Annotated in this window: 23 protein-coding genes; 14 read left to right on the plus strand and 9 right to left on the minus strand. The window is 37.0% G+C overall.

Annotated elements, in window-relative coordinates; translation table 11 throughout:
• Positions 1–167: 167 nt before the first annotated feature.
• Both FJR04_RS08465 and FJR04_RS08470 read left to right on the plus strand, forming a co-directional pair.
• Complete coding sequence (locus tag FJR04_RS08465; protein ID WP_168493579.1) at positions 168–1,460, plus strand: ATP/GTP-binding protein; 1,293 nt, start codon at positions 168–170, stop codon at positions 1,458–1,460.
• A 6-nt stretch (positions 1,461–1,466) separates the two neighbouring features.
• Complete coding sequence (locus tag FJR04_RS08470) at positions 1,467–2,132, plus strand: RloB family protein (protein WP_168493581.1); 666 nt, start codon at positions 1,467–1,469, stop codon at positions 2,130–2,132.
• Between the two features lie 4 nt (positions 2,133–2,136).
• Here the strand turns inward: FJR04_RS08470 and FJR04_RS08475 are convergent, their stop codons facing one another.
• Together FJR04_RS08475 and FJR04_RS08480 are read right to left on the minus strand one after the other, a co-directional pair.
• A complete protein-coding gene (locus tag FJR04_RS08475; RefSeq protein ID WP_168493583.1) occupies positions 2,137–3,015 on the minus strand; it encodes an N-acetylmuramoyl-L-alanine amidase in 879 nt (292 codons plus the stop codon).
• Between the two features lie 37 nt (positions 3,016–3,052).
• Positions 3,053–3,487: a type II toxin-antitoxin system Phd/YefM family antitoxin gene (locus FJR04_RS08480; protein ID WP_168493585.1), complete on the minus strand. Its 435-nt coding sequence runs from the start codon at positions 3,485–3,487 to the stop codon at positions 3,053–3,055.
• Positions 3,488–3,582: 95 nt separating this feature from the next.
• On the opposite strand from FJR04_RS08480, the gene metH reads away from it, so the two are divergent.
• Complete coding sequence (gene metH / locus FJR04_RS08485; RefSeq protein ID WP_168493587.1) at positions 3,583–7,113, plus strand: methionine synthase; 3,531 nt, start codon at positions 3,583–3,585, stop codon at positions 7,111–7,113.
• Between the two features lie 107 nt (positions 7,114–7,220).
• Here metH and FJR04_RS08490 read toward each other — a convergent pair whose 3' ends face one another.
• Complete coding sequence (locus tag FJR04_RS08490) at positions 7,221–7,688, minus strand: hypothetical protein (RefSeq protein WP_168493589.1); 468 nt, start codon at positions 7,686–7,688, stop codon at positions 7,221–7,223.
• Positions 7,689–7,890: 202 nt separating this feature from the next.
• On the opposite strand from FJR04_RS08490, the gene FJR04_RS08495 reads away from it, so the two are divergent.
• From FJR04_RS08495 to FJR04_RS08505, 3 genes are all read left to right on the plus strand, one after another.
• Entirely contained in the window at positions 7,891–8,385 is a 495-nt protein-coding gene (locus FJR04_RS08495) for a hypothetical protein (RefSeq protein WP_168493591.1), read from the plus strand.
• Between the two features lie 92 nt (positions 8,386–8,477).
• Entirely contained in the window at positions 8,478–8,711 is a 234-nt protein-coding gene (locus FJR04_RS08500; protein WP_254445237.1) for a DUF4351 domain-containing protein, read from the plus strand.
• Positions 8,712–8,802: 91 nt separating this feature from the next.
• Positions 8,803–9,045: a DUF4351 domain-containing protein gene (locus FJR04_RS08505; RefSeq protein WP_168493593.1), complete on the plus strand. Its 243-nt coding sequence runs from the start codon at positions 8,803–8,805 to the stop codon at positions 9,043–9,045.
• Positions 9,046–9,050: 5 nt separating this feature from the next.
• Here FJR04_RS08505 and FJR04_RS08510 read toward each other — a convergent pair whose 3' ends face one another.
• Both FJR04_RS08510 and pruA read right to left on the minus strand, forming a co-directional pair.
• Positions 9,051–9,614 (minus strand): Uma2 family endonuclease, encoded by a 564-nt coding sequence (locus FJR04_RS08510; protein ID WP_168493595.1) that lies wholly within the window; start codon positions 9,612–9,614, stop codon positions 9,051–9,053.
• Between the two features lie 172 nt (positions 9,615–9,786).
• Positions 9,787–12,765, minus strand: coding sequence for an L-glutamate gamma-semialdehyde dehydrogenase (gene pruA / locus FJR04_RS08515; protein ID WP_168493597.1), 2,979 nt, complete (start codon positions 12,763–12,765; stop codon positions 9,787–9,789).
• A gap of 218 nt (positions 12,766–12,983) precedes the next feature.
• Here pruA and FJR04_RS08520 point away from each other — a divergent pair, with 218 nt between their 5' ends.
• From FJR04_RS08520 to FJR04_RS08530, 3 genes are all read left to right on the plus strand, one after another.
• On the plus strand, positions 12,984–14,030 hold the full coding sequence (locus FJR04_RS08520) for a molybdopterin-dependent oxidoreductase (RefSeq protein WP_168493598.1): 1,047 nt from the start codon (positions 12,984–12,986) through the stop codon (positions 14,028–14,030).
• A complete protein-coding gene (locus FJR04_RS08525; protein WP_168493600.1) occupies positions 14,027–15,508 on the plus strand; it encodes an adenylate/guanylate cyclase domain-containing protein in 1,482 nt (493 codons plus the stop codon). The genes FJR04_RS08520 and FJR04_RS08525 overlap by 4 nt, the downstream gene beginning before the upstream one ends.
• 151 nt (positions 15,509–15,659) lie before the next feature.
• A complete protein-coding gene (locus tag FJR04_RS08530; RefSeq protein WP_168493602.1) occupies positions 15,660–16,289 on the plus strand; it encodes a hypothetical protein in 630 nt (209 codons plus the stop codon).
• A 110-nt stretch (positions 16,290–16,399) separates the two neighbouring features.
• Here FJR04_RS08530 and chrA read toward each other — a convergent pair whose 3' ends face one another.
• Both chrA and FJR04_RS08540 read right to left on the minus strand, forming a co-directional pair.
• The gene (chrA, locus tag FJR04_RS08535; RefSeq protein WP_168493604.1) at positions 16,400–17,593 is read right to left on the minus strand and encodes a chromate efflux transporter; all 1,194 of its coding nucleotides are present in this window, start codon (positions 17,591–17,593) and stop codon (positions 16,400–16,402) included.
• Positions 17,586–18,584, minus strand: a complete 999-nt coding sequence (locus tag FJR04_RS08540; RefSeq protein WP_168493606.1) for a glycerophosphodiester phosphodiesterase — start codon at positions 18,582–18,584, stop codon at positions 17,586–17,588. The genes chrA and FJR04_RS08540 overlap by 8 nt, the downstream gene beginning before the upstream one ends.
• Positions 18,585–18,648: 64 nt before the next feature.
• Here FJR04_RS08540 and ligA point away from each other — a divergent pair, with 64 nt between their 5' ends.
• The 5 genes from ligA to truB all read left to right on the plus strand — a co-directional run bounded on the left by ligA (position 18,649) and on the right by truB (position 25,669).
• Positions 18,649–20,694 (plus strand): NAD-dependent DNA ligase LigA, encoded by a 2,046-nt coding sequence (gene ligA, locus FJR04_RS08545; RefSeq protein WP_168493608.1) that lies wholly within the window; start codon positions 18,649–18,651, stop codon positions 20,692–20,694.
• Positions 20,695–20,976: 282 nt separating this feature from the next.
• Complete coding sequence (locus tag FJR04_RS08550; RefSeq protein WP_168493610.1) at positions 20,977–21,273, plus strand: RNA-binding protein; 297 nt, start codon at positions 20,977–20,979, stop codon at positions 21,271–21,273.
• A 489-nt stretch (positions 21,274–21,762) separates the two neighbouring features.
• The gene (locus tag FJR04_RS08555; protein WP_168493612.1) at positions 21,763–22,680 is read left to right on the plus strand and encodes a DMT family transporter; all 918 of its coding nucleotides are present in this window, start codon (positions 21,763–21,765) and stop codon (positions 22,678–22,680) included.
• A 389-nt stretch (positions 22,681–23,069) separates the two neighbouring features.
• Positions 23,070–24,674 carry an alpha/beta hydrolase gene (locus FJR04_RS08560; protein ID WP_254445238.1) on the plus strand — a complete coding sequence of 535 codons (1,605 nt, stop codon included), beginning with the start codon at positions 23,070–23,072 and terminating at the stop codon, positions 24,672–24,674.
• Positions 24,675–24,790: 116 nt separating this feature from the next.
• A complete protein-coding gene (truB, locus tag FJR04_RS08565; protein ID WP_168493616.1) occupies positions 24,791–25,669 on the plus strand; it encodes a tRNA pseudouridine(55) synthase TruB in 879 nt (292 codons plus the stop codon).
• 215 nt (positions 25,670–25,884) lie between these two features.
• Here the strand turns inward: truB and FJR04_RS08570 are convergent, their stop codons facing one another.
• Positions 25,885–26,331, minus strand: coding sequence for a type II toxin-antitoxin system VapC family toxin (locus FJR04_RS08570; RefSeq protein ID WP_168493617.1), 447 nt, complete (start codon positions 26,329–26,331; stop codon positions 25,885–25,887).
• Positions 26,328–26,585 carry a hypothetical protein gene (locus FJR04_RS08575; RefSeq protein WP_168493619.1) on the minus strand — a complete coding sequence of 86 codons (258 nt, stop codon included), beginning with the start codon at positions 26,583–26,585 and terminating at the stop codon, positions 26,328–26,330. Before FJR04_RS08575 ends, FJR04_RS08570 begins: the two co-directional genes overlap by 4 nt.
• Positions 26,586–26,807 lie beyond the last annotated feature (222 nt).

Genomic DNA, 26,807 nt, shown 5'->3' on the forward strand with positions numbered 1-26,807 from the left:
GCTGATTAAGAGTATGATTTTGTTTCACGCAGAGGCGCAGAGTCTACAGAGAGTAAGAGTTTGAAATCATTGATTTTTGAATTTCATACCCTAATTCAGCAACGCCAATTTTTAGTATTTAGAATAATTTGTGGGTTATATGCGGATAACCAACTAAGAATAAAGTTATGCTTGTAGAATTCAGTGTAGAAAATTATCGTTCAATCCAAGAAAAGCAAACATTAATTATGGTAGCTTCTGAAGATGAAACCATGCTAGATAGTAATACTTTTTCTATCCCTAATAATGATGATTTACGCTTAGTTACAAGCACTGCTATTTATGGTCCTAATGCTTCAGGTAAAAGTAATTTACTCAAAGCTATGCAAACCCTGAAAAATCTTGTAATTAACTCAGCTAGTAGAATGCAAATTGGTGATAAATTACCTGTTGAAGCATTTAGATTAAATAGTGAATCAGCAAAAAAGCCTAGTAGTTTTGAAGTAATTTTTATTCGTGATGATATTCGTTATGAATATGGAGTTTCTTTAAATCGAGAACGAGTATTTGAAGAGTGGTTAATTGCTTATCCCAATGAAATTCAGCAAAACTGGTTTTCTCGTGAATATCTGCCAGATAATCCAAAATTTCAACCAGATGAAGGATATAAATGGTCTTTTGGTAAAGGATTAAAAGGGGAAAAAAAACGTATTCAAAGATTTGTTCGTTCTAATTCTTTATTTATATCTCATGCTGCACAAAATAATCATCCTCAATTAACAGAGGTATTTATTTTTTTTCAAGATGAAATAAATATTCTTCTCCATATAGATACTCCCTACATAGTTGATGATAATAATAATAAAAATTTTCAGAACCAAATTGCTAAGTTATTAACTGAAGCAGATACTGATATTGCTGATCTAAAGATTGAAAGTACACCTAAGACATTAAATTCTAGTTTGACTTATTTTCTTCAACAGGAAATGGAGAATAGAGGAATGAATATAAGTATGAAAGATATCACTGATGTGGGAAAATTAGATATTATAACTGTTCATAAAATGAATGACTCCGAACAAGAAGTAGAATTTGATATAGATGATGAATCTGATGGTACACAACGTTTATTTGAAATAGCTGGACTTTGGCTGTATGTATTAGAATATGGAGAAGTAATATTCATAGATGAACTAGATAGAAGTTTACACCCAGTTCTTTCTAAAGCCTTAATTAAAATGTTTAATAATCCAGAAATTAATAAAAACAATGCCCAATTAATATTTACAACTCATGACACTACACTGTTAGATGATGAAATATTCAGACCTGACCAAGTATGGTTTACTGAGAAAGATAACAGCATGACTCAACTATATTCATTGCTTGATTTTCGACCTCGTGAAAATGAATCTTTACAAAAAGGTTATCTACTAGGTCGCTATGGTGCTATTCCTTTTATTAATGGGTTAACTATCTAAAAATATATGTCACGGGGAAAATCTACCAATAATTTAAAACGAAGTTCAAGAAATCAAAACTCTAGAAGTTACTTCTTAATTGTAGTTGAAGGTGAAGAAACAGAATATAACTATTTCAATTCTCTAATAAGAGAACTAAAATTAACAACAATTAAAATAAAAGTTGTTTCTGCTGCTGGTGGAGATCCTTTGGTGATTGTAAATACAGCTTATAAGTTATTTCAAGAAAAACAACAGGAAAGTAAAAGGGGAGGTGAACCAAAATATGATGAGGTATTTTGTATATTTGATGATGATAATAAACCAGAAAAATATAAACAAGCTCTCAGTACAGCAAAAGAATATAATTTTGAATCTATAACATCAATACCCTGTTTTGAATTTTGGTTTTTACTACATTATTGTTATACTACAACTCCCTTTAGTAGTTACAAAGAATTACGTCCAAAGCTAGAATCGGAAATGAAAAAAGAGGGTATTCTCAAACAAGGAGAAACTTATAATAAAAGTTATAAATTGCTATATGAAAAACTCAAACTCAATCAAGATAAAGCTATTGATCATGCTATTAAACTAGAGCAAAAGCATCCTAACGAAGATGGATGTACTAAACCATCAACAAAAGTACATATTCTAATTGATAAACTGAAAAAACAAAAAAACTTTGAATGAGCAGTTAATTTTTTACATTATTAAAAGTTTTTAATTGCCGAAAAGAATGCAATTTATTTAGAAACTTATCACCATCAAAACTCAAGGGATCAACTTTTCCACCTGCCACATCTACAGCTTTATGAGTAGTAATTCTATCATCTGGAACTTGACTTTGAGCAATTAACCAAGCTAAAGAATCGTATTGAGCTTCCGTATATCCTGTATGTTCCTTAATATTACGTTTACCCCAAGCATCAGGAGGAGTTTCTAGAGAAACATGATAAGCAAAATTATTCACAGATGGAGGTAAATTAGGATTAGTCTGGACAGTTTCCACACCATTAGCACCATTGAACACCGAATTACCAGCACCAAAAGCGCGTTTTTCTGGAGGAACTAAATAAATCACTTGTCCCTCTAAAGTAATTAAAGCGTGATAACTGGCTTGAACATTTTCATCATCATGAGGTGTTTGAAAAAAATTAATGGCGCTAGAAGTTGAATTAGTGGTTTCATGAAGGACAATAATAGGTTGATGATTAAAAGGGACACCATTAATATCTGCGGTATAGCGATCGCCATAATTACTAGGATCAACTTTAGCTTGGACAAAATTAGGTCTATACTGAGTAAAGGCTTTAGTCGTGGAGTATCTGCTAATAACTCGCTTGGTTTGTTCAGAAGAGTTAGTTAAATTAGGTAAATTAGGTTGCTGTTCCTCGGTTTTTTTTGCTGACTGAAATAGGGTTTGTGGATATTGACTCCAGATTGTAGGATCTGAATTCGATGTACTAATATTATTTTGTGGTTTTCTAGATCCACCAACAAATAAGGCTAAAATCAGAGCCGCAAGCAGGAAAAAAATTAGCATTACTCTAGTCGCCCAGTCTCGAAATCTCATATATTTAATATAGATGTTTAATCAACTAAATTTAATGTTACTTATTCAACCAATAATCTGGTATCCAGAAATTATTAATATTCATTAAAATTGCCCCTGAGATAAAATTCTCATTGTTATCTTCAAAAGAAGCTGTTGGGAAAGTTAAACCAAAAATTTCATCATTGTCCATTACCTGAGCAAGTATACAATCAAAATTAAATTCTAATTCATTAATGCTAATACATGGGATGCCAGATTCATCATCATCATATTCTTCATCTAGCTGAAATTGACCATATTGGATATCATACCTCAACCACTCAAGACGTTCAAATTCATCATCAGGGATAATAGCAGCTACGTCTTTTCCCCATTTTGCCAATACGAGGCGCTGTTTCTCCAATATCACCTCACTAATAATCAACGAAATTTTACTCTGGATTACATCTATTTGTAAGCGGATAAAACCATCCTCTTGACTTTTCAACATATTGTTTTCTTGACAACCTGTATAAACTATCAAAATCTAGGAAAATAATAAATTAAGTGTACTATCACAAAACTAACTCTATTTTTTCACATAATATGACCCATCCTTTCCTCAAACACCTACATAGTCCAGCACGTCCCGTTATCGTCTTTGACGGCGCAATGGGAACAAATCTGCAAACCCAAAACCTCACGGCTGAGGACTTCGGAGGCGCACAGTATGAAGGCTGTAACGAATATCTAGTCCACAGTAAGCCCGAAGCCATAATTAAAGTTCACCGTGACTTTCTGACTGCTGGTGCTGATGTCATTGAAACCGACACCTTTGGATCTATGTCCATAGTTTTAGCAGAATATGACCTAGCAGACCAGGCTTACTACCTCACCAAAACCGCCGCCGAACTCGCCAAAAGTGTGGCTGTGGAATTTTCTACACCAGAAAAACCCCGATTTGTAGCCGGTTCGATTGGTCCAACAACCAAACTACCCACCTTGGGACATATTGATTTTGACACCATGAAAGATTCTTTTGCTGAACAAGCAGAAGCACTGTTTGATGGTGGTGTTGATTTATTTCTAGTGGAAACCTGCCAAGATGTGCTGCAAATTAAAGCCGCATTAAATGGGATTGAGGAAGTTTTTGCCAAAAAAGGGGAAAGAAGACCCTTAATGGTGTCTGTGACTATGGAAAGCATGGGAACAATGCTGGTAGGTACAGAAATCAATGCTGTTCTGACGATTTTAGAACCTTATCCGATTGATATTCTCGGTTTGAACTGCGCCACTGGTCCAGACTTGATGAAACCACATATCAAGTATTTATCAGAACATTCACCTTTCGTAGTTTCCTGTATTCCTAACGCCGGTTTACCGGAAAATGTTGGTGGTCAAGCGCATTACCGACTGACACCGATGGAATTACGGATGTCTTTAATGCACTTTATCGAAGATTTAGGTGTCCAAGTGATTGGGGGTTGCTGTGGGACACGGCCAGAACACATTCAACAATTAGCAGAAATTGCTAAAGAGTTAAAACCGAAAGTTAGACAGCCAAGTTTAGAACCAGCAGCCGCATCAATTTATTCTACTCAGCCTTATGAACAAGATAATTCTTTCTTGATTGTTGGTGAACGTCTTAACGCCAGTGGTTCTAAAAAATGCCGGGATTTACTCAACGCCGAAGACTGGGATGGTTTAGTCTCAATGGCGCGAAGTCAAGTTAAAGAAGGCGCACACATCCTTGATGTTAACGTTGATTATGTGGGACGTGACGGCGTGCGTGATATGCACGAGCTAGTTTCCCGAATTGTTAATAATGTTACATTACCGTTAATGCTCGATTCCACAGAATGGGAAAAAATGGAAGCGGGTTTAAAGGTGGCTGGTGGTAAGTGTTTGCTCAATTCTACCAACTATGAAGATGGCGAACCGCGATTTTTGAAAGTGCTAGAATTGGCGAAAAAATACGGTGCTGGTGTAATTATTGGGACAATTGACGAAGATGGTATGGCGCGGACAGCCGAGAAAAAGTTTCAAATTGCCCAACGTGCTTACCGTCAAGCGGTAGAATATGGTATTGCTCCCACGGAAATCTTTTTTGATACTTTGGCTCTACCTATTTCTACTGGGATTGAAGAAGATCGGGAAAATGGCAAGGCTACCATTGAATCAATTCGCCGTATTCGTCAAGAATTGCCAGGAAGTCATGTAATTCTTGGTGTTTCCAATATATCTTTTGGGTTAAATCCAGCATCGCGGATGGTGTTAAACTCGATGTTTTTGCATGAAGCGATGACTGCGGGTATGGATGCAGCTATTGTCAGCGCGAGTAAAATTTTACCACTGGCGAAAATTGATCCCCAGCATCAAGAAGTTTGTCGGCAGTTAATTTATGATGAACGCAAATTTGATGGTAATGTCTGCGTTTATGATCCTTTGGGAGAATTGACAACAATTTTTGCGGGAGTCAAAACCAAACGGAATACGGGAATTGATGAAAATCTCCCTATTCCCGAACGTTTGAAACGGCATATTATTGACGGTGAACGCATTGGTTTAGAAACACAATTAACCAAGGCTTTAGAACAATATCCACCTTTAGAAATCATCAATACTTTCTTATTAGACGGGATGAAAGTAGTGGGTGAATTGTTCGGTTCTGGACAAATGCAATTACCTTTTGTATTACAATCAGCCGAAACCATGAAAGCTGCGGTTGCGTATCTTGAACCGTTTATGGAAAAGTCGGAATCTGGTAATAATGCGAAGGGAACTTTTGTAATTGCTACGGTGAAAGGTGATGTTCACGATATTGGTAAAAACCTGGTAGATATCATTTTATCTAACAATGGCTACAAGGTGATTAACCTGGGAATTAAGCAATCTGTGGAAAACATCATTCAAGCTTACGAACAGTATAAACCTGATTGTATTGCTATGAGTGGATTGTTAGTAAAATCTACTGCTTTTATGAAGGAGAATTTACAGGCTTTTAATGAAAAAGGAATTACTGTGCCGGTAATTTTAGGTGGTGCTGCTTTAACTCCTAAGTTTGTAAATCAAGATTGCCAAAATGCTTACAAAGGTAAAGTTGTTTATGGCAAAGATGCTTTTTCTGATTTGCATTTTATGGATAAGTTAATGCCAGCTAAAACCGCAGGTAATTGGCATGATTTGCAGGGATTTTTGGATGAATTAGGAGAATCTGAAGAGTCAACAAATGGACAGAAGGAAACAGTAGATAATGCTGTTAAAGATCAAGTACCTGCTGAACCTAAAGTAATAGATACCCGTCGTTCGGAAGCAGTAGCTGTAGATATTGAACGTCCAAAACCACCTTTTTGGGGAACACAGTTTTTACAATCTGATGATATTTCTTTAGAGGAATTATTCTGGTATTTGGATTTGCAAGCTTTGGTAGCTGGACAATGGCAATTTCGCAAGCCAAAAGAACAATCTAAGGATGAATATCAGGCATTTTTAGCTGAGAAGGTTTATCCAATTTTAGAAGATTGGAAGCAGCGAATTATTGAGGAGAATTTATTACACCCTCAAGTAATTTATGGGTATTTCCCTTGTCAATCTGAAGGGAATACTTTACATATATATGATGTGGAGAATCAATCAAAACAGGTGACAAGTTTTGAGTTTCCGCGTCAAAGGTCTTTTAATAGGTTATGTATTGCCGATTTCTTTGCACCAAAGGAGTCTGGAATAATTGATGTTTTCCCTATGCAAGCGGTGACTGTGGGGGAAATTGCAACGGAGTTTGGACAGAAATTATTTGCCAATAATCAATACACTGATTATCTGTATTTTCATGGTATGGCTGTACAGGTAGCGGAAGCTTTAGCAGAATGGACTCACGCGAGAATCCGTCGGGAGTTAGGTTTTGGTGATTCTGAACCGGATAATATTCGGGATATGTTAGCGCAGCGTTATCAAGGTTCTCGGTATAGTTTCGGCTATCCGGCTTGTCCGAATATTCAAGATCAGTTTAAGCAGTTGGAGTTGCTGGGAGTTGATAGGATGAAGATGCACATGGATGAAAGTGAGCAATTATATCCTGAACAGTCTACAACGGCGATTATTACTTATCACCCTGTAGCGAAGTATTTCACGGCTTAATCGTATTTTCTCACCCCCTTTATTGTCAGATAGAGGGGGGATTTAATTTAATATTAATAATGGGTTATGCGATCGCTCACTAATTTACCCTACAAACTAATTAGGGATTAATGGAACATAGAAGCAGCTATTGCCGATGCGTTGTTCAAAACCTCCATAGTATTTCGCGCTGCCTCATTCACTCTGTCCAATGGGGTAGAATTGTTTAATATTGGTGCTGAACTGGCCAGTTGTGCGTAGACACCTAAAAGAAAATCAGGATCAACAACTGGCACACCATTGGTCTGGAAATGAGCGTTTCTTGTCACAACTAAAACTGGTTGATTTTGATAAAGGACAAAAGGGGGGTTGAGGCAGAAAATGTTATAAGGACTGTAAATACCGGATGTACCGCTATACATTCCAACAGAGTTACGGATGCTTTGGATTCCACTAAAACTGCCGTATATGCCATCAAGATTATTGATAGAGTTTGGATCATACTGGTTACTTGACAACAATCCTAGAAATACTCTATCAGCACTCCATAACTCAGCCATGCCATTAATCGCAATGAGAAACTCTAAAATTGACATTGTTTTAGCGGGTATAATTAGTTTTTCGGTCTTATACTGATTAAAGCAGAAGATATTTAGCCTACCAACACTCAGACAAATGTGATCCATTTGGTTGCAGCTTTGCGTGATAGCATCATAGAATAAATTGAAAGAAATAGCATATTAGTAGATTAAACTGTAATTAATCACCAATAGGATAACGTAGTCAATAAAGCTATCTATGTCTAACGAAAAGAAGCAAATTCCAACTTGGAAAGTTAATAGCAAAACTACAAACTATCAATGGGAGGGTGTGTTAGTTGCCTATTGGGAAGTTAGTCTTGATACAATAAGTGATGATTACACTCCTCAAGAAATTGATGCTCAAACCTTATTTAAAAAATGGGTAAAACTAGTTCATTTAAAATACCCCAATGGCTTGATTCCTATTCATTGGTTTGTTGAACAGCCGGGACGTACTCAAACTGAGTTTATGCCCTTTGAGTTCAAGCATTACCCAAATTTAATGAATGAAAATTTCCTAACTTTCTATAATTGGCCAGTCAACTCTTTAACAGGAGAGAGGTTGAATTGGCTAGAACTTCCAGTAATAGATAAATTTTGGAATTCTACGTATGCAGAGAAAGGAGGATTTATTCAGGAGGCTACCGGTTGGAAACCTTCGATACTTCAGCCTTATGTTTACTTGCCAACTCTGACACAGATATTAGAATAGGTTTAAGAATATTTAATAATTTTTTTATCAAAAATAGTGTGGCGTAAATCTATCACTGTCTCAGTCCCCAGGAGTTAGCAAGAATGTTTACTATGAGTGATTTAAAGAATACCAGATATTATCAAGAAGTGCGCTATGAGTCTGAGTTAAATCTGGTCATACGTCAGTTGGAACGTCGCATAGGTGGAATTAGTCAAGATTTACAGGTAAAAATTAATAAGTTGTCTGTGGAAGATTTAGAGAATTTAGGTTTAGCGTTGTTAGATTTTACCAGTAAAGCTGATTTGGTGGCTTGGTTGAATGATAAAGCAAATTTAGTTAGTTAAAAATTAATGGTGGGTTACGCTTTTTCTAACTCACCCTACTGCTATTATTTCCTATAAATTACCTCGTTTTAGTCTTCAGGATTTAATAAGAATGTTTAGTATTAGTGATTTAAAAAATACAAGATATTATCAAGAAGTTCGCTATGAAGAGGCGTTAAATTACACTATGCGTCTACTTGAACGTCGTATAGGTGGAGTTAGTCAGGATTTACAGGTAAAAATTAATAAGTTGTCTGTGGAAGATTTGGAGAATTTAGGTTTAGCTTTGTTGGATTTTACCAGTGTAAATGATTTGGTTATTTGGTTAAATAATCAAGTTAGTTCTGAGGGTTAAATTTATCACTTTTTCCTTTGTAACCAAGCAAATATTTCCTCAACTGTGATGATTAAATTCACACCTTCTAAAACGGGTAATCTATCTGTTCCAGTTAACAATTCTGGTAAACTATGAGGCTGATAAACTAAAATTGAACGCTCATTTGGATCAAGCAACCATCCCAGTTTAGTACCATGTTTGATACAATGTAAAATATTGCCAGTTACCTTAGTTTGACTTTGAGCAGGTGAAAGAATTTCAATTACCCAATCTGGTGCAAAATTAATTCCACTGCTAATAATATCACCGCTTTCATCTAATGGAATTAAATCAGTAGTAATCACTGCAATATCAGGAACTACAGAACGATTACCACAGCTACAACGCAATTCTGGAAATGCTTCATAATCACTTGTGGCTGTGTCAATAACTGTAACTAATCGTTTTTGTAAAAGACTATGTTTACCTCCACCCATCGGTTTTTGAATTGCTTCTGAGTTAATATATTCCCAAGCTGGTGACTCATCAATATAATCCAGTTTTAAGAATTCTTCTATGGTAATTATTTTTGCAACTGTTGTTGTCATTTATTTAAACTCAGCAGTTAAGATCAATTCTATCACGACTCTCAGTAAAAGTATTGCTTGTATATAAATAATCAGCTATCTCTTGTATTCTTGGTAAATTCAAGTTTTCAGATGTGAGACTAGAATAATTTCTTGAAGAGGGTGGGGTTTCCCCACCCCTACATGATTTGGTTTAATCTGCACCTTCAATTGGTGCAAAACCTTGACGTTGGATGTTTTCTGTGATATGGCGTGGTTCTAGGAATTGCAAAAGATAATCTGGACCTCCTGCTTTTGAACCGACACCAGAAAGTTTAAACCCACCAAAAGGTTGACGTGAGACTATTGCCCCGGTTATATTCCGGTTAATATATAAATTGCCTACTTCAAATTCTGCTTGTGCTTGTTCAATATGGGAAGGTGTACGGGAATAAAGTCCACCAGTTAAAGCGTAATTTGTCCCATTGGCAACTTCCAAAGCTTCTTGAAAATCTTTAACGCGAATTACTGCTAAGACGGGTCCAAATATTTCCTGTTGGGCGATCGCTCCATTTGCAGGAACTTCCGAAAAAATCACCGGACCGATAAAATAACCTTGGGTGGGTGCGGGTAATTCCAAAGCAACTTTCGCTTCTTCTTTTCCTTTTTGAATATACTCCAAAATGCGATCGCGCGAATTAGCATCAATCACTGGACCAACTTGGGTACTGGGTAATTCCGTTTCCCCAATATTCAAAGATTTTGTTGCTTCAACCAACCTTTCCACAAAAGCATCATAAATTGGTTCAAGCACAATTACCCGTGAACAAGCAGAACATTTTTGGCCACTATAACCAAAAGCAGATTGGACAACGCCGACTACAGCCTGGTCTAAATCAGCACTTTCATCAACAATGATGGCATTTTTGCCCCCCATTTCCGCAATTACCTTTTTGAGATGCTTTTGACCAGGTTGCAAGATAGCTGCTTCTGCGTAAATTCTACAGCCTACTTCTTGAGAACCAGTAAAAGCAATTACATGGGTATCAGGATGATTGACCAGATAAGCACCGACTTGAGAACCCTTACCGGGAACGTATTGAAAAACACCTTTTGGTATTCCAGCTTCAATCAAAATTTCTGTAAATTTTGCCGTAATTACCGAAGAAGTTTCCGCAGGTTTGAGTAAAGTACAATTTCCAGAAACCAAAGCAGCAACAGTCATACCGCAAGCAATAGCCAACGGAAAATTCCAGGGAGAAATCACAACAGCGATACCTTTCGGCTGGTAAATATAACGATTAGTCTCACCAACAACGTCATAAATTACACCTTTATCCAGCCGTTCCATTTCCTCAGCGTAATAAAGACAAAAATCAATCGCTTCCGAAACCTCCGCGTCAGCTTCCTTAACGGGTTTTCCCACCTCCAAAACTATCCAAGCAGAGAGTTCAGCGCGTCTTTCCTCCATTAACTCCCCAGCTTTCCGCAAAATATCAGCACGTTGTTTAACTGGAGTTTTCTTCCAAGCGGGAAAAGCAGCTTTAGCAAACTTCATTGCTTCCTCAGCTTGTTCAACACTCAGAAGTCCAATTTTTCCAACTACCTGACTAAAATTAGAAGGATTCAGAGAATCAACAAACGTTGTAGTATTCACATATTCCCCATTCAGCAACGGTAAATAAGTCTTTCCCAACTGCTGACGCACACCCTCAAAAGCTAAACGCGACTTATTCCTTCTCTCCTCCTCCGCAAAATCCGTATCCGCAACACCAACAAAACCTCCTTCTTCCTCTCTGTGCCTCTGCGTCTCTGCGTGAGCTACAATTGGAGGAGCTAACAACTCCTCAACCGGACGATTTTCCAGATTTTGCCTTAAAAACGAACTATTCGCCGTATTTTCCAACAACCGCCGAATTAGATAAGCCATTCCGGGGAGAAGTTCACCATAGGGACAATAAACCCGCACACGATAACCCTTATCTACCAAAGCTTTAGCAATTTTATCACCCATGCCGTAAAGAACCTGCATTTCAAAACGACGACGGGGGACATTGAGACTTTCCGCAATAGCGATCGCGCGAGATTGCGATCGCACATTATGACTTCCTATGGCAGAATAGACATACTGATGATTTTCTAGTAATAGTTGCGTAATCGTTTCAAAATTCGCATCTGTGGCGACTTTATCATTATAAACTGGTTGTGGCCAATGTTTTTGGGCAGCTTTGATAGTTTCCTGATCCCAATATGCACCTTTAACTAAGCGAATACTCAGAGGATAACCGCGTTGTTTTAACCAAGCGATAATGTCTTTAGCATCTTGTTCACTATCGCGCAGATATGCTTGAATAGTCATACCGATATCGGTACGCTGACGAAATTCTTCTTCTAGTAACAGCTTTTTGAGAATATTGAAAGTAATATCCTTGTAGGCGTATTGCTCCATATCAAAATGGACTGCTGCACCTAATTCCTTCGCTCGACGTAATAAAATCCGAATGCGATCGCTTACTCGTGCTTCACTACCTTCAGCATCCAAAGGATCAAATTGGGAATAAAACGCCGTTAATTTGACAGAAACCTGCACTTTTGGGATATTTTCGCCGTCAGCTTCATCAATAGCCGGAATTTTCCCCCAATTTTTGGATGCTTCCACCAATTGCTGCATTAATTCCAGGTATCTTTCTAAATAAGATTGGGCTTCTGTCTCCGTAATTACCGCTTCACCAAGTAAATCAATGGTGAAAGCCATCTTCTCCTTTCGCAGTCTCTCAACAGTTTTGATGACTTGCTTAATATTTTCCCCAGAAATATACTTATGTGCTAAAGTTTCTACAGCAGTGCCTACAGTTGTCGCTGCTACCTGTGCGGGCATAGAATCAGGGTTAGCAAAGTTTAAGATCGCTTTTAAAGCTGCGGGTAATTCTACGGACTCATCTCCCAAATACTCTTGCAAATGGGACGCAATTTCTGATTTACTATGTAAAGCGGGCAAAGTGTCAATAAACCTAAATAACTGTACCCGTAAACCCGGATTACTCATAGCCCAATCGAGTAATTTATCATCCCAGCGCATTTGATCCCGTAAAGCAGCCAAAAATGAGCGATTTTCTCCAGTAGCAGCAAGAACCTGTTTAGCTATTTCTTGAGTTTTCGCTTCGTAAACGCTGTTTTGTACTTGTAATACCATAAATTTGTTAGTTGTTGTAGGGGCGCAGGGTCTGCGCCCAATTGTTTTAACAGGACCTACACCCAGTTGTTTTAACCGGGTCTGCGCCCAATTGTTAGTAGTCAGTTTCCAAACGACATTTTTTTGGCGTAATGTTGAATGATAGTGTAAAAATGGATTACGGTGTTATTTCTAACTTAGTTAACGCCATTTTGTAAACTTTCCTAGTAGTCTTGAATGTGGTTGTCTTGAATGTCTGGAAAAACTTAACTTTAGTATATTTGGGGATAGTGATAGTCTGCTTAGGAGGTTGTATAAAAAAGCCGACCAATTTACAATTGGAAGTATGGCGGAAAGAAGCAAGCGATAGCGAAGCGCTGCTGCAAGCAGTTCGCAATGCGGAAATTCTAGCAGATAAAGCCAAAAACAACTCACAGCGTCAGTGGAATTTAGTTATTCAGGGTGAAACAAAAGATGGTAAATCTAAAACCTTAAATTGGACAGAGTTGCTTAAATTAGCTACAACCAACGTCAATACCATTGATGCCAATAATATTATTACCCCAAATCAAGTATTTAAATTTCAAGGAATACCTGTATCCACACTCCTCAAAAACTTCGGAGTTCCCCCAGAAGTAACAGAAATAACTTTTGTGTGCTATGACGCTTATCAAGTCACAGTAAAGATCCAAGATTTGCTTACTTACCCAATTATTTTAGCACTAGCCAAAGATGATAAACCAATTCAGCGCGATCAAGGCGGTCCTCTTTATTTAATCTTTCCCTATACTGAATATCCGCAAATTAGACAAAAATATAATGAAGGATCTTGGGCTTTTTATGTAACTCATGTTATCTTTGGTACAGAAAAAGCATTAGTGCGTGTAGGTGAACGTGAACTGAATTTAGCTGCACTTGATAAATTACCACAAGTAACCCTAAATCAAAATGTAGGTTATCGCGTCTGGTGGCCTAGTAGCAAAGTAAAACTACATGGTGTCAGAGTCCGTGATGTCCTTTCTCTAGCTGGTATAAAACCTCAAAGTTCTGTCATCGTCACCGGAAAACCAGCAATTTACCGTAGAAATTCCGAACCTACAGAATTAGCATCAACAGACATAAATAACTGTAATGTCATTTTAGCAACTAGATGGGGTGAAAATAAACAGCCAATTTTAGCAAAAATGGGTGGTCCTGTGACACTGGCCTTTGGTAATGATTGTCCAAGCAAAACTAAAAATAAACGTTGGGTAACTTTTGTAGAAGAGTTAACTCCACAGATATGAAAATGTTTACTTTTCGTTCTATCCGTACCCAAATCATGGTTTCTACCACCTTGCTGATTCTTGGTTTGATTGGTGCGATAGTTACGGTATGGGTAAAAAGTGAAGATACCCTTTATCGTCAGGAAAAGTTGAATGATGCGAAAAGTATTTCTAACATTCTCAGTTATACATATTCTAATGAATTATCAGAAGAAAATTGGAGTCAAATCCGCTTAAACATAGATTTGATCTTACGAGAAAATGAAGACTTTGTTTATGTCTTTGTCTCTGATAACCGTCAAGACAATCAAATTGCTGCTGCTTCCCCTAACGAACATCAAAACCAGTACATTCCCGATATTGTTCCTTTAAATATTACTAAGAATGCCTTAAAATCTTCCGAAAAAGCTCGCATATCTGAAACATTTATCCTCAAAGATATTTATTTTGCAGATAAATTACGGATTAAACGCGGTGAACCCATCATTGAAGTAGCTTCAGATATTCGCACACTAGCTGGTAAAAAACTAGGCGTTTTAAGAATTGGGATGTCTCTACAAAAAGTAGATCGTGCTGTTGCTAATGCAGTGAATCAAGCTTTAACAGTCGGTTCTGTAGGACTTGCTGTAGGTTGGTTGTGTGCCTACATCCTAGCACGACAGTTAAGTGATCCTGTACAGCGTTTACAGTCCAGTGTAGCCCAAATTGCTGGAGGTGATTTACAACATCGTGCAGATATTGATAATCGTACAGATGAAATTGGCGCATTAGCAACTTCCTTTAATGAAATGTCGGCAACATTGCAGATATCCTTCAGCAAATTACAAAAAACTTTAGATTCATTTGAAAGATTTGTACCAGATAAATTCGTTTCTGTCATCGCCCCCCAAGGAATAGAAAACATAGAAGTTGGTATGGCCTCAACACAGAAAATGACAATTTTATTCTGTGATATTCGGGGTTATACTTCTATGTCTGAAGCCATGGCACCAATGGAAATTTTTACATTTTTGAATGACTATTTAGCTTGTATGGGAAAAGCCATAGATGATGCAGGTGGTTTTATAGATAAATATATTGGTGATGCCATTATGGCTTTATTTGATGATGATAGTACAGACTGTGCTGTAAAAGCAGCTATTTTAATGCTAGAGGCTTTAGATAAATTTAATTATGAACGATGCCTACAACACGAACAAAGCCCCACAGAAACAAGATTACCTCATATTTCCGTTGGTATTGGTATTCATCGTGGTACAGTGGTCATGGGTACAGTTGGTTTCACATCCCGCATTGACTCCACTGTGATCGGAGATGCAGTTAATATTGCCTCTCGAATTGAGGGATTAACAAAACAATATAACTGCAACATTTTGATCACAGAAGCAGTAGTTAATAGCTTATATAATCCAGAATTATTGTCTTTAAGACTTGTAGATGAATCTGTCAAAGTCAAAGGTAAAGATCAAGCTATTTCTATCTATGAAGTTCTCATTTAAGTAACTAGACAAAAATAAATTAACTTAGATTAAGTAATGTAAAAAATATTGAGATGATTTGGTAGTAAGGGCTTCAGCCCTTAAATGAGGACTAAAGTCCTCACTACAAACTTATCAATGGTCAATTATCTAAATTAAGCAAGCCATACCTATGATTCAAGAAAAACTATTTCTTCATTGGCAACAAACAATCAAACCCTTTAACATAGAAAAGATCGCAGCCAATCAAGCTTTTACTGACTTAGTTAACACTTATTCTCAGCCTTATCGCTACTACCACAACCTCAAACATCTTGATCATATTCTCAGTACAATTAATATTTTACAAATATATGCTCAAGATTTACCTTCTGTCAAACTTGCAGCTTGGTTTCATGATATAATTTATAATACTCATGCTCAAGATAATGAAGAAAAAAGTGCTGACTATGCTGCCAATATCCTAGAAAGTTTAGGAATTCCTACTAGCAATATTAACACAGTTCATCAGTTAATTTTAAATACTAAAAATCATCAAAGTAATGATTTAAATAGCCAGGTTTTACTTGATGCAGACTTAGCAATCTTAGCGGCAAAACCAGTTGAATATCAAGAATATGCCGAAGCCATTCGTCAAGAATATGCGTGGATATCAGAATTAGAATATATCACAGGCAGGAGACAAATTTTAAAAGGATTTTTGCAGCGGGAAAGAATCTATTTTACACCTTTGATGTTTGAGAGTAGCGAAAAATTTGCCCGTGATAATTTAGAAAGAGAAATAAATTATTTATCTCTTTAAAAAGAATAACCAAACATTACTTAAATTAGGTAGGTTGGGTTGACGCGAGAAAACCCAACATTTACGGAATTTTGTTGGGTTGCGCTGTCGCTTAACTCAACCTATAAAAACTACAAAAAGTTGTAACCAAAAATTGCTGCACCCCAACCAATCATAGCACCACCTAAAATTAAATAAACTGCATTAATCCGGTAACGAAGCACTAAAATTCCCGAAATTATAGCAATTCCTAAACCCAAAAAATCTATACAAGGGGTTTTTGTTAAACTTAAAGTAGCGATCGCTAATTGAATAGTAGTTAACACCATTAATCCTACAGCACTAACATTTACGGCATCTAAAAAAGGTCTTGTTAACGATGAATTACGGATACGATTTATCAGAGGATTTAAAGCAGCCACAAATAAAAATGAAGGCATGAAAATTCCCAAAGTTGCGACAATTGCCCCAGGAAATCCAGCAATTACATAACCAATAAATGTAGCAGTAGAAAGGATAGGTCCAGGAGTAAATTGGCCAATAGCAATTGCATCTAATAACTGTTGTTGTGTTAACCAACCATATTGTTCTACTAATCCTCCTTGCAAAAATGCTATCAACAAATAACCACCACCAAACAGTACACTACCAACTTTCAGGAAAAATAAACCCAATTGCCATAAAGGTACAGATACATTATTGCTGATAGTTGTAGTTACAGTTGCGGTAGTTTGCCAAAGTGTACCTGTAGTGAAAATAGCCATCATTAAATTAGTTTGATTACTGCTACGTAACCAAATCATGCCTAATATTCCTCCTAGCAATAAAGCGATAACTTCATTAACTTTAGCAAACCCAGTTATTAATCCAACTACGATAGCAATTATCAGTAATTCTCGCGTTTTTACTGATTTTTTTGCCAAACCCCAAATAGCATTCATGATAATTGCCAAAACAACGGGTTTTATGCCATAAAGTAGAGGTGCAACTTGTGGTAAAGTCCCATAATTAACATATATCCAAGCAAATACACCTGTAATTAAAACCGCGGGTAAAATAAAACAAACACCAGCTACAATTAATCCTAACCAACCTGCATAAATGTATCCAATATGAATTACCATTTCTGTGGAGTTGGGTCCAGGAATTAAATTAGTTGCCCCTACCAAATCTAGAAAATGTTCTTGTGTCAACCATTGACGACGTTTTACTACTTCATCTTCAATCAAGGCAATATGGGCAACTGGTCCACCAAAACCAATAATCCCCAATTTGAGAAAAAGTTGGGCAATTTCGGTTAAACGATTTAAAGGTAAATTACTCATTTGCTTGATATAAAAATCTAGAATTGCGGATATTTACAGCCATATCTGGATAATCACTAAATAAGCCATCTATCCCTAAACTGAAAAACATTTCATATTCTCTGTCTGGATTTCCTTTTAAGTCTAGAGGCAAAAAGACATCTTCATTTCTAAAAGTCCAGAGATGAACTTGTAAATTAGCTACATGAGCATCTATAATTAAAGAGGTTGACGAAAGTAATTTACCATTAATATCTTGAGGAATCAACAAGTTTTTATTTACACCAATCGCTTGGGCATATTCAGCGATTTCTCTTAAACCTTGTTGATTTAATAAATCCGTATATGTCCGAGGATCATTATCAATTACGAAATCATATGGTTTACCACTATCATTAATTAATTGCACAAGAGGTAAATTTGTTTTTTTTGATAATTCTTGCAAATTGCCAACTTCAAATGACTGAATAAATACAGGTAAATTAATGTTTTGTAAATTGAATAATAAAGTTTCTTCTAAGGGTAAGCCAATAGATTTAAAATAACTAGGATGTTTAGTTTCTGGATAAATGCCAATATTCCGGCCAATTGCTTGACTTTTTTGCTGTGCTAAATCAATTACTTCTTGAAAAGTGGGAATAGCAAACATTCCGTTATAAGCGGTATTTTGGGGACGGATTTGGGGAATACGTTCTTTCGCGGTTAAAGTTTTGATTTCTGCTATAGTAAAATCTTCTGTAAACCAACCAATTTTAATTTCACCATCAATAATTTTAGTAGTTTTTAAATGAGCAAATTCGGGATGATTAGCAATATCCGTAGTTTCTGATATTTCATTTTCATGCCGCGCAATTAAAACCCCATCTTTAGTAATAACTAAATCTGGTTCAATATAATCAGCCCCCAAATCAATTGCTAATTCATAACTGGCTAAAGTGTGTTCGGGACGGTAGCCGCTTGCACCCCGATGAGCGATAATAATAGGGGGTTTAATTGTGAAATTTTTAGTCATGTATGCTTCCTTCTCTTCTTTATAATTAAAGTCCCACTGCTATTATTGTTTGGTTATGAAACTCATGATGTCAACTCAGCCTGAAGTAAAGCGTATAGAAGAACTGCGAAGTTTACTCCAACAAGCTGGCTATGCGTATTATGTACTAGATGCGCCAATAATGGAAGATACAGTTTATGATCGGCTGTATCGAGAACTGCAAGAATTAGAAACGCAGTATCCAGAATTAATTACTCCCGATAGTCCGACTCAGCGCGTAGGTGAAAGACCTGCAACTCATTTTACCTCAGTTCGTCATAATATCCCTCTCTACAGTCTGGAAAATGCTTTTAATATTGAAGAATTACAAAGCTGGGATCAACGTTGGCGGCGACACGCACCAAGTCAGTATAATCCCGGTGAAATAGAATATGTATCTGAGTTGAAAATTGATGGTGCTGCCTTGGCTTTGACTTATGAAAATGGTTTTCTAGTCAGAGGTGCAACTAGAGGAGATGGGGTAATGGGTGAAGATATTACTCAAAATGTGAGAACTATTCGCTCAATTCCTCTACGTTTGAATTTTGACGGGTTAGACAATATTGCTAAGGTGGAAATACGGGGAGAAGTGTTTTTACCCTTACAAGTATTTAAAGACATTAATCAGAAAAGACAAAAAGCTGGTGAACAGGTATTTGCTAATCCTCGCAATGCTGTAGCAGGTACACTTAGGCAATTAGATTCTCGCATTGTCGCACAGCGGCAGTTAGATTTCTTTGCTTATACTTTGCATATTACGGGGTTGGATGATTCCAGTATTGCGAATACGCAATGGGAAGCTTTGGAATTATTGCAAAGGCTGGGTTTTCGGATTGATACCAACCATAAACTCTGCAATTCTATTGCTGAAGTTGTTGAATATTACCAATATTGGGATACAGAACGGCTGAACTCCCCCTATATGACGGATGGGGTTGTAGTTAAATTAAATACCTTTAAACTCCAAGAACAACTGGGATTTACACAGAAGTTTCCCCGCTGGGCGATCGCACTCAAATATCCTGCCGAAGAAGCCCCAACCCGTGTAGAAAAAATCACAGTCAATGTCGGACGAACCGGGGCATTAACTCCATTAGCAGAAATGTTCCCCGTCCAACTAGCCGGCACAACAGTATCCCGTGCTACCTTACATAATAGCGATCGCATCGAACAATTAGACATCCGCATTGGTGATACCGTCATTGTTCGCAAAGCCGGAGAAATCATCCCCGAAGTTGTCCGAGTCATTAAAGAACTGCGTCCCGCTGACACCCAACCTTTTATTATGCCTTCCCATTGTCCCGTCTGCGGGCAACTAGTAGTCAGGGAAACAGGAGAAGCCGTGACAAGATGTGTCAACGCATCCTGTGCGGCTATTCTCAAAGGTGAAATTGAACATTGGGTCAGCCGTGATGCCTTAGATATTAAAGGTATGGGAGAAAAACTGGTACATCAACTCGTAGATAAAGGGTTGGTACATTCCGTTGCTGATTTATATGACTTGACAGAATCAAGTTTATGTGTATTAGAAAGAATGGGTCAAAAGTTAGCAGAAAAATTGGTCAATGCGATCGCCCAATCGAAAAACCAACCTTGGCCTAGAGTATTATATGGTTTAGGCATCCGTCACGTTGGCAGCGTCAACGCCCAACTACTCACAGAAAAGTTTACCACCGTCGAAACACTCACAGCCGCAAAACAATCAGACATTGAAGGCGTTTACGGTATTGGCTTTCAAATTGCCCAATCAGTCCATCAATGGTTTCGGACTCCAGCCAATCAAACCTTAATTTCCCGACTCCAAGCGATCGGTTTACAATTAGCAAACAGCGCAGCACCACCAACAATTGGCGAAATTAATCAGAAACTTGCTGGTAAAACCTTTGTAGTTACCGGGACATTACCAACCTTAAAGCGGGATGAAGCCAAAGCCTTAATTCAAAAAGCAGGTGGTAAAGTTACGGAATCCGTCAGTAAAAAAACAGACTTTTTGGTAGTCGGAGCAGATGCCGGCTCTAAATTAGATAAAGCGCAGAATTTAGGGATCAGCCAGTTGAGTGAGGCACAGTTATTAACAATACTGGCAGAATAGTGAGAGTTTTTGGAAAACAAACTATGAATTCCATCCTTGTAATTATTCCTAATTTTTCAATTCTACTGTAGTATGTCAAAGAACAGGCAAAAAGGAGTCATTTAAAATCACTAGATACAAAGGCGGGAGTCAACAGACCATTAAAAATTCTTAAAAAGCTTACATCATCTGCTTGTTAATTTTTAATTTTTAATTTTTAATTCCGCCCTTTGGTACTAGTCACGGGTATTATATGGTTTAGACATCTGTACACGTCCACTTTTTAATTTCTGGAGCAATTCTATGTCAATTTATGTTGGTAATCTATCCTATGAGGTTAGAGAACAAGACCTTGAGCAGGCTTTTGCAGAATATGGAACTGTTAAAAAAGTTCAACTACCTACAGACCGGGAAACTGGACGAGTTAGAGGTTTTGGCTTTGTAGAAATGTCATCAGACGCAGAAGAAGAAGCGGCAATTACCGCACTTGACGGCGCTGAATGGATGGGTCGCAACTTAAAAGTTAACAAAGCCAAACCCAAAGAAGAAGGTGGTGGACGACGTGGTGGAGACGGCGGTGGCTATTCTCGCCGTTACTAAGTTTTATACTCAACAGGACTTACGCGAGTGTCACACTAAAAATCTGTTGTAGGGTGTGGTTCGGCAAGCTCACCAACCACGTCAGACTAGATAAATCCTGCAAATAAACAGATAATTAAAATCTGACGCACTCTATCAAAAATCTTTTGTAGGGTGCGTCAGACTAGATAAATCCTGCAAATAAACAGATCATTGAAATCTGACGCATATTTTTAATAAACTTTAAATTACATTTTGTAACTTAAAATTACACATTCAAAATTAATATTACCCGGACTCATAGCCAAGAGCCAGAAATAATTAACTATTCCTGGTACTTAACTACTGTGCAAAAATCAACAATGGACAATTGTCTCCCACTTCTAGGGCGAGAATTGAGAAAAAGGAATTTTTTGGCTTTTTTCTCCTTTAAAGGAGAGGTTTTAAACATTGAATGAAACAATTGTCAATGATCAATTGATAACTTGTCCTACTTAGTAATTATTAATAATGCATCAAAGTTCTGGTCGTTGGCGCTTAGGGCTAGGTTTATCATTGGTAACGGTTTTTTTATGGGGAGTTTTACCTCTAGCCTTAACAGTAACCTTACAAGTTCTAGATGTCTACACCATCGTTTGGTTTCGCTTTTTAACTGCCTTCCTTTTACTAGCAATTTATTTATTTGTCAAGAAAAAATTACCAACTTTAGCAGAATTACGTGCTACTTCGTGGCAATTATTAGTAGTTGCTACCATATTTTTGGCCGCCAACTATTTTCTGTTTATGCAAGGTTTAGCATTTACAGCCCCAGCTAATGCTGAAGTCATCATTCAATTATCTAGTGTGTTATTAAGTTTCGGTGGATTAGTAATTTTTCACGAACGCTATACATTATATCAATGGTTAGGTGTTGGTATCTTGGCTTCAGGTTTTGCCCTATTTTTTCATGCCCAATTAGCCACTATCATCACAGCTAAAGGTCAATATTTATTAGGTAGCGGTTTACTGGTTTTAGGAGCAGTAGCATGGGCTATTTATGCCTTATCACAAAAACAACTATTGCAATCTTTATCCTCTGCCAAAATCATGTTGATTATTTACGGTGGCTGTGCTTTATTATTCACGCCATTGGCAAAAATCAATACAATTTTCACTCTTGATAACTTTCATTTTACAACATTGGTATTTTGTGCTTTTAATACTCTCATTGCCTATGGTGCTTTTGCTGAATCATTGGAACATTGGCAAGCATCAAGAGTAAGTGCTGTCATAGCTTTAGCTCCAATTATTACCTTATTTTCCGGTTGGCTCATGTCCGCAATTGCTCCTAATATTATCTCTCATGAACAAATATCATTGTTAGGAATTCTTGGCGCTTTTTTAGTTGTTCTTGGTTCAATATCTATTACTTTAGGCAAAGCCCATTAATAGAACTTATTCGCATAATTTCAGGTTAATCAATCTTAATACACAATAAATACTGATGTAGAACATTTATGTATTTATTATGATTTTAACAGAAATGCTAGTAATGAGAAGTGAACTTTGCCCAGCAACTCCATTACATTTCTAATTTGATTTTGGCATTTTTGCTAAGAAATATATCTCAATTAATCAATGATATCTGAAGCAAACAATACTTTATTAATTGATCAGGGTGTTTAAATAACTACCAAAATTTGAGCCTCGCTCAACAATATCACCACACAAGTTAAGCGATGAATATGTTTGGTAATTGGGGCAGCACCCTCAGAAAAAATTCCCTGTCACTTGTGCTATCAATGTTGCTGCCAACATTTGGTATAAGTAACTCTGTCATGGCAGCAGAACAAATTCATGCTTCTTATTCAGCACTAGAAATTTCTATCCCTATTAGTATCTTAGAAAGTTATGCTAAACATGGTATAATTAATGCGGATTTAGCAGGATATTACCAATATATTCCGGCTCATAAACTGCAAGAATTAAGAAATATTCTGATGCAACCGCTCAGAATTAGCCCTTCTGTAGCTTCCCAATTTTTGGACACTCAACAAGGGAAATTTATCTTACAAAGATTGACCGAATTAATTAAAACATCTTCTCATCCCCAAGAATCAGAATTTCAGGCTTTACGCACAGCTTTAATTGCTGCTGCGGCTGAACCAGAAGGGTTAAATTTATTAAATTTATTACGTAAATATCCTCAAAAAAGTATTAGTATTGATGTAGCTTCTGGTATGCAAATTGCTGATGAATTAGAAAAAATGATCAGCGAAACAGAAAAAGCAATTTCTACAATTATCCAAGCATCCCATTTAGAAGCAGCTACAATTCCTCTAGAGAAATTATCTCAATTACCAGAGTTATCAAATCAACCAAATTTGCTAACTCAAAAACAAACATTACAGTTATTTGATTCAATCCGTAATCGGCATTTATCCACAGATATATATATTCCCAATACCTTACAACCTGCACCTGTAATTGTGATTTCTCATGGGTTAGGTTTAGATAGTAGTAACTTTCGCTATTTAGCTAATTACTTAGCTAAAAATGGTTTTGCGGTTGTTATTCCCAATCATCCAGGTAGTGATGCTAAACAATTACAATCTTTAATTAAGAGAAATAGTAATCAAGTTGCCCACCCGAATGAATTTAAAGATAGACCCTTAGATATAAAATATATCTTAGATCAACTAGAATCAGATTCACGATTTCAACATCGGCTCAACTTGCAACAAGTGGGAGTATTTGGTCAGTCTTTAGGAGGTTATACTGCATTAGCTTTAGTTGGAGCAAAAATTAACTTTGAACAACTCAAACAAGACTGTCATGCAGAGAAAGTAAGAAATACTTGGAATATGTCTTTACTGTTGCAATGTCGGGCTTTAGAACTGCCAAATCAGTCAGGACAAGAGGATAATTTACAAGATCAAAGAATCAAAGCAGCGATCGCTGTTAATCCTATCACTAGTTCTATTTTTGGACAAGCTGGTTTAAGTCAAATTCACACCCCAGTCATGATTATTGGTAGCAGTGAAGATACTGTTGCACCAGCTTTATATGAGCAAATTTTACCTTTCTCTTGGATTACTTATCCCCAAAAATATTTAGTCATGTTACTAGGTGCTACTCATTTTTCTACCATTGGTAATAGCAACCCTGGAAGTACACAAATAGCCTTATCTACTGATATGGTAGGTGATGTTTTCCAAGCCCAGCATTACATGAATGCTTTAAGTTTACCTTTCTTCCAAACTTATGTAGCCAAGAAACCAGAATATCTTCCCTATCTGAATGCTGCTTATGCTCAAAGTATTTCTAGTCAGTCTCTCGGTTTAAATTTGGTGCAATCCCTTGATCATCTTAAATTAGCACCAGCTTTAGATGATCACTCTCCAGAAACAAATCCCGTAAAAAAAAACTTTCCCATACCATAGTCCGATTTGGATTTTGGATGCTAGGTATCGGTGTTTCCCTACTGCATTTATTAACATTTTCCTAGTTTTAACAATTTGTGTAAAAATACAAAAATATCAAATCTCAAATTAAAATTGTGCAAGGTTTTCTGAATTTAAACAAACCATTTGACTGGACTTCTCATGACTGCGTAGCCAAAGTACGAAAACTCCTGAACATGAAGCGAGTCGGACACGCAGGAACTTTAGATCCCAAAGCTACCGGAGTATTACCTATAGCTTTGGGGAAAGCGACAAGATTATTACAATATTTACCAGGGGAAAAAGCTTATCAAGCCACTATTCGTCTAGGTATACGCACTACTACTGATGATTTGGAAGGTGACATTATTACCTCCACACCTTGTCCAGGATTAAATTTGGAGAATGTGAAAACCACACTTTCCCAGTTTATCGGCAAAATTGAGCAAATTCCCCCCAGTTATAGCGCCATTCAAGTAGATGGAAAACGTCTATATGATTTAGCACGGAAAGGGGAAATAGTCGAAGTTCCAGTGCGAACAGTCGAAGTTTCCCAAATTCAGGTGTTAGACTGGCGAGACGGAGATTTCCCAGAATTAGACGTAGCCATATCTTGTGGTGCGGGAACATATATACGAGCGATCGCCCGCGATTTGGGTATAGCATTAAATACAAATGGTACTTTAGCAGGTTTAATCCGTACAGAAAGCAGCAGTTTTCATCTCCAAAACAGTCTTACCTTCACAGATTTAGAAACTCAACTCCAATCTGGTATATTTCAACCTCTATCCCCAGATGCACCATTACAACATCTACCATCTATAGATTTACCACCACTATCAGCAAAAAAATGGTGTCAAGGTCAAAAAATTCCCCTTAATCTGAATATTCCCGATTTTGTGCGTGTTTATGAAACAGAATCCAATTTTTTAGGAATCGGCAAATTAGAAGATGATTTATTAATTCCCCAAATGGTACTTTTTGAATTTAATTAGGGCTATATAAAGTGAAATAATTGACAATTGATAATTGACAATTGACAACGTTTAATAACGTAAGTTGTTAGTTAGGGAAATTGTCAGAATCAGGTGGTTATCGAGCGGAGTCGAGATAATTTACAAGATTTAAGGATGTACAGGATTAAGACTGAGATTTTATCACCAATTACCAATGTGCCAGTTGCGTAAGTCCTAGATAATTTTTTATTTTTTTAAACTGTCAACTCAACCATAGTCAAAACTCGCAATTCCTGTACCCGTTTTAAAGCCACATCATTTGTCAAAAACGCCTCACAACCAGAAGCAATAGCAGTTGCTACCTGTAAAGCATCTGGTAACTTCAGCCCATACTGAATTCGTAACTCAGCCGCTTGTTGGGCAATTGCAGCATCAATATTCACCAATAAAATTCCCTCCGTAGCTGTCAATAAATCTGTAAATCTCTGTCGTAACGTTACCTGTCCCAACCGAATAGGTAAAGTTACACATTCAGCCAAGGTTACAGGAGACACTACACCTTGTATTTGTCCTTTCTCTATCAGAGTAAATATTCCCTTTGCTACCTCAGCAAAAGCAGGTACAGCCTCCACATAATAAACCACAGGAGATGTATCTAAAAAAACTTTATTCACACCCTGCAAAGCATCACTTAGCTTCATTGAGGCTGTCTCCATGTTTCGCGTTCTTCCCACTCATCTCGCAACTGATTTACCCATTCTTGGGCATCCATTCCTTCTAGTAAATTGGGAGCTATGCCATAAAAATCAGTTACCTTATACTTAGGTTTTGGAGTTACCGCAACAGCTTCTACAGATTGTTTCATCTGCTTCACCAAATGCTCTAATACTTGCATTTGTTCTACTAGAGTCAATTGATCAATTTCACTTAAAACACGCTCAATTGAAAGGCTCATTCTTTCTCTCCTAGAACTCACACACCTAATTTTTTTATTAATCCACGTTTTACAGATTCACTCAATGCAGTAGTTTTATGCAAAAGTCCTTCTTAATAAATTTGCATTAGTGTTTGTAATTCAGAATGTTCTGATTCTGCAAGAATACCACTTTACCTTAACATTATCAAGAAATTAATTAGGTTTATCTTCGTTTAACTCAACCTACTACAATAGAGTATA

The sequence above is a fragment of the Anabaena sp. UHCC 0204 genome, assembly GCF_009711975.1.
Taxonomy (GTDB): domain Bacteria; phylum Cyanobacteriota; class Cyanobacteriia; order Cyanobacteriales; family Nostocaceae; genus Dolichospermum.

Bases quoted from the DNA above. Each gene is read 5' to 3' on its own strand.
- FJR04_RS08465 (WP_168493579.1), top strand. From the start codon at position 168: ATGCTTGTAGAATTCAGTGTAGAAAATTATCGTTCAATCCAAGAAAAG.
- FJR04_RS08470 (WP_168493581.1), top strand. From the start codon at position 1,467: ATGTCACGGGGAAAATCTACCAATAATTTAAAACGAAGTTCAAGAAAT.
- FJR04_RS08475 (WP_168493583.1), bottom strand. From the start codon at position 3,015: ATGAGATTTCGAGACTGGGCGACTAGAGTAATGCTAATTTTTTTCCTG.
- FJR04_RS08480 (WP_168493585.1), bottom strand. From the start codon at position 3,487: ATGTTGAAAAGTCAAGAGGATGGTTTTATCCGCTTACAAATAGATGTA.
- metH (WP_168493587.1), top strand. From the start codon at position 3,583: ATGACCCATCCTTTCCTCAAACACCTACATAGTCCAGCACGTCCCGTT.
- FJR04_RS08490 (WP_168493589.1), bottom strand. From the start codon at position 7,688: ATGTCAATTTTAGAGTTTCTCATTGCGATTAATGGCATGGCTGAGTTA.
- FJR04_RS08495 (WP_168493591.1), top strand. From the start codon at position 7,891: ATGTCTAACGAAAAGAAGCAAATTCCAACTTGGAAAGTTAATAGCAAA.
- FJR04_RS08500 (WP_254445237.1), top strand. From the start codon at position 8,478: ATGAGTGATTTAAAGAATACCAGATATTATCAAGAAGTGCGCTATGAG.
- FJR04_RS08505 (WP_168493593.1), top strand. From the start codon at position 8,803: ATGTTTAGTATTAGTGATTTAAAAAATACAAGATATTATCAAGAAGTT.
- FJR04_RS08510 (WP_168493595.1), bottom strand. From the start codon at position 9,614: ATGACAACAACAGTTGCAAAAATAATTACCATAGAAGAATTCTTAAAA.
- pruA (WP_168493597.1), bottom strand. From the start codon at position 12,765: ATGGTATTACAAGTACAAAACAGCGTTTACGAAGCGAAAACTCAAGAA.
- FJR04_RS08525 (WP_168493600.1), top strand. From the start codon at position 14,027: ATGAAAATGTTTACTTTTCGTTCTATCCGTACCCAAATCATGGTTTCT.
- FJR04_RS08530 (WP_168493602.1), top strand. From the start codon at position 15,660: ATGATTCAAGAAAAACTATTTCTTCATTGGCAACAAACAATCAAACCC.
- chrA (WP_168493604.1), bottom strand. From the start codon at position 17,593: ATGAGTAATTTACCTTTAAATCGTTTAACCGAAATTGCCCAACTTTTT.
- FJR04_RS08540 (WP_168493606.1), bottom strand. From the start codon at position 18,584: ATGACTAAAAATTTCACAATTAAACCCCCTATTATTATCGCTCATCGG.
- ligA (WP_168493608.1), top strand. From the start codon at position 18,649: ATGATGTCAACTCAGCCTGAAGTAAAGCGTATAGAAGAACTGCGAAGT.
- FJR04_RS08550 (WP_168493610.1), top strand. From the start codon at position 20,977: ATGTCAATTTATGTTGGTAATCTATCCTATGAGGTTAGAGAACAAGAC.
- FJR04_RS08555 (WP_168493612.1), top strand. From the start codon at position 21,763: ATGCATCAAAGTTCTGGTCGTTGGCGCTTAGGGCTAGGTTTATCATTG.
- FJR04_RS08560 (WP_254445238.1), top strand. From the start codon at position 23,070: ATGGCAGCAGAACAAATTCATGCTTCTTATTCAGCACTAGAAATTTCT.
- FJR04_RS08570 (WP_168493617.1), bottom strand. From the start codon at position 26,331: ATGAAGCTAAGTGATGCTTTGCAGGGTGTGAATAAAGTTTTTTTAGAT.
- FJR04_RS08575 (WP_168493619.1), bottom strand. From the start codon at position 26,585: ATGAGCCTTTCAATTGAGCGTGTTTTAAGTGAAATTGATCAATTGACT.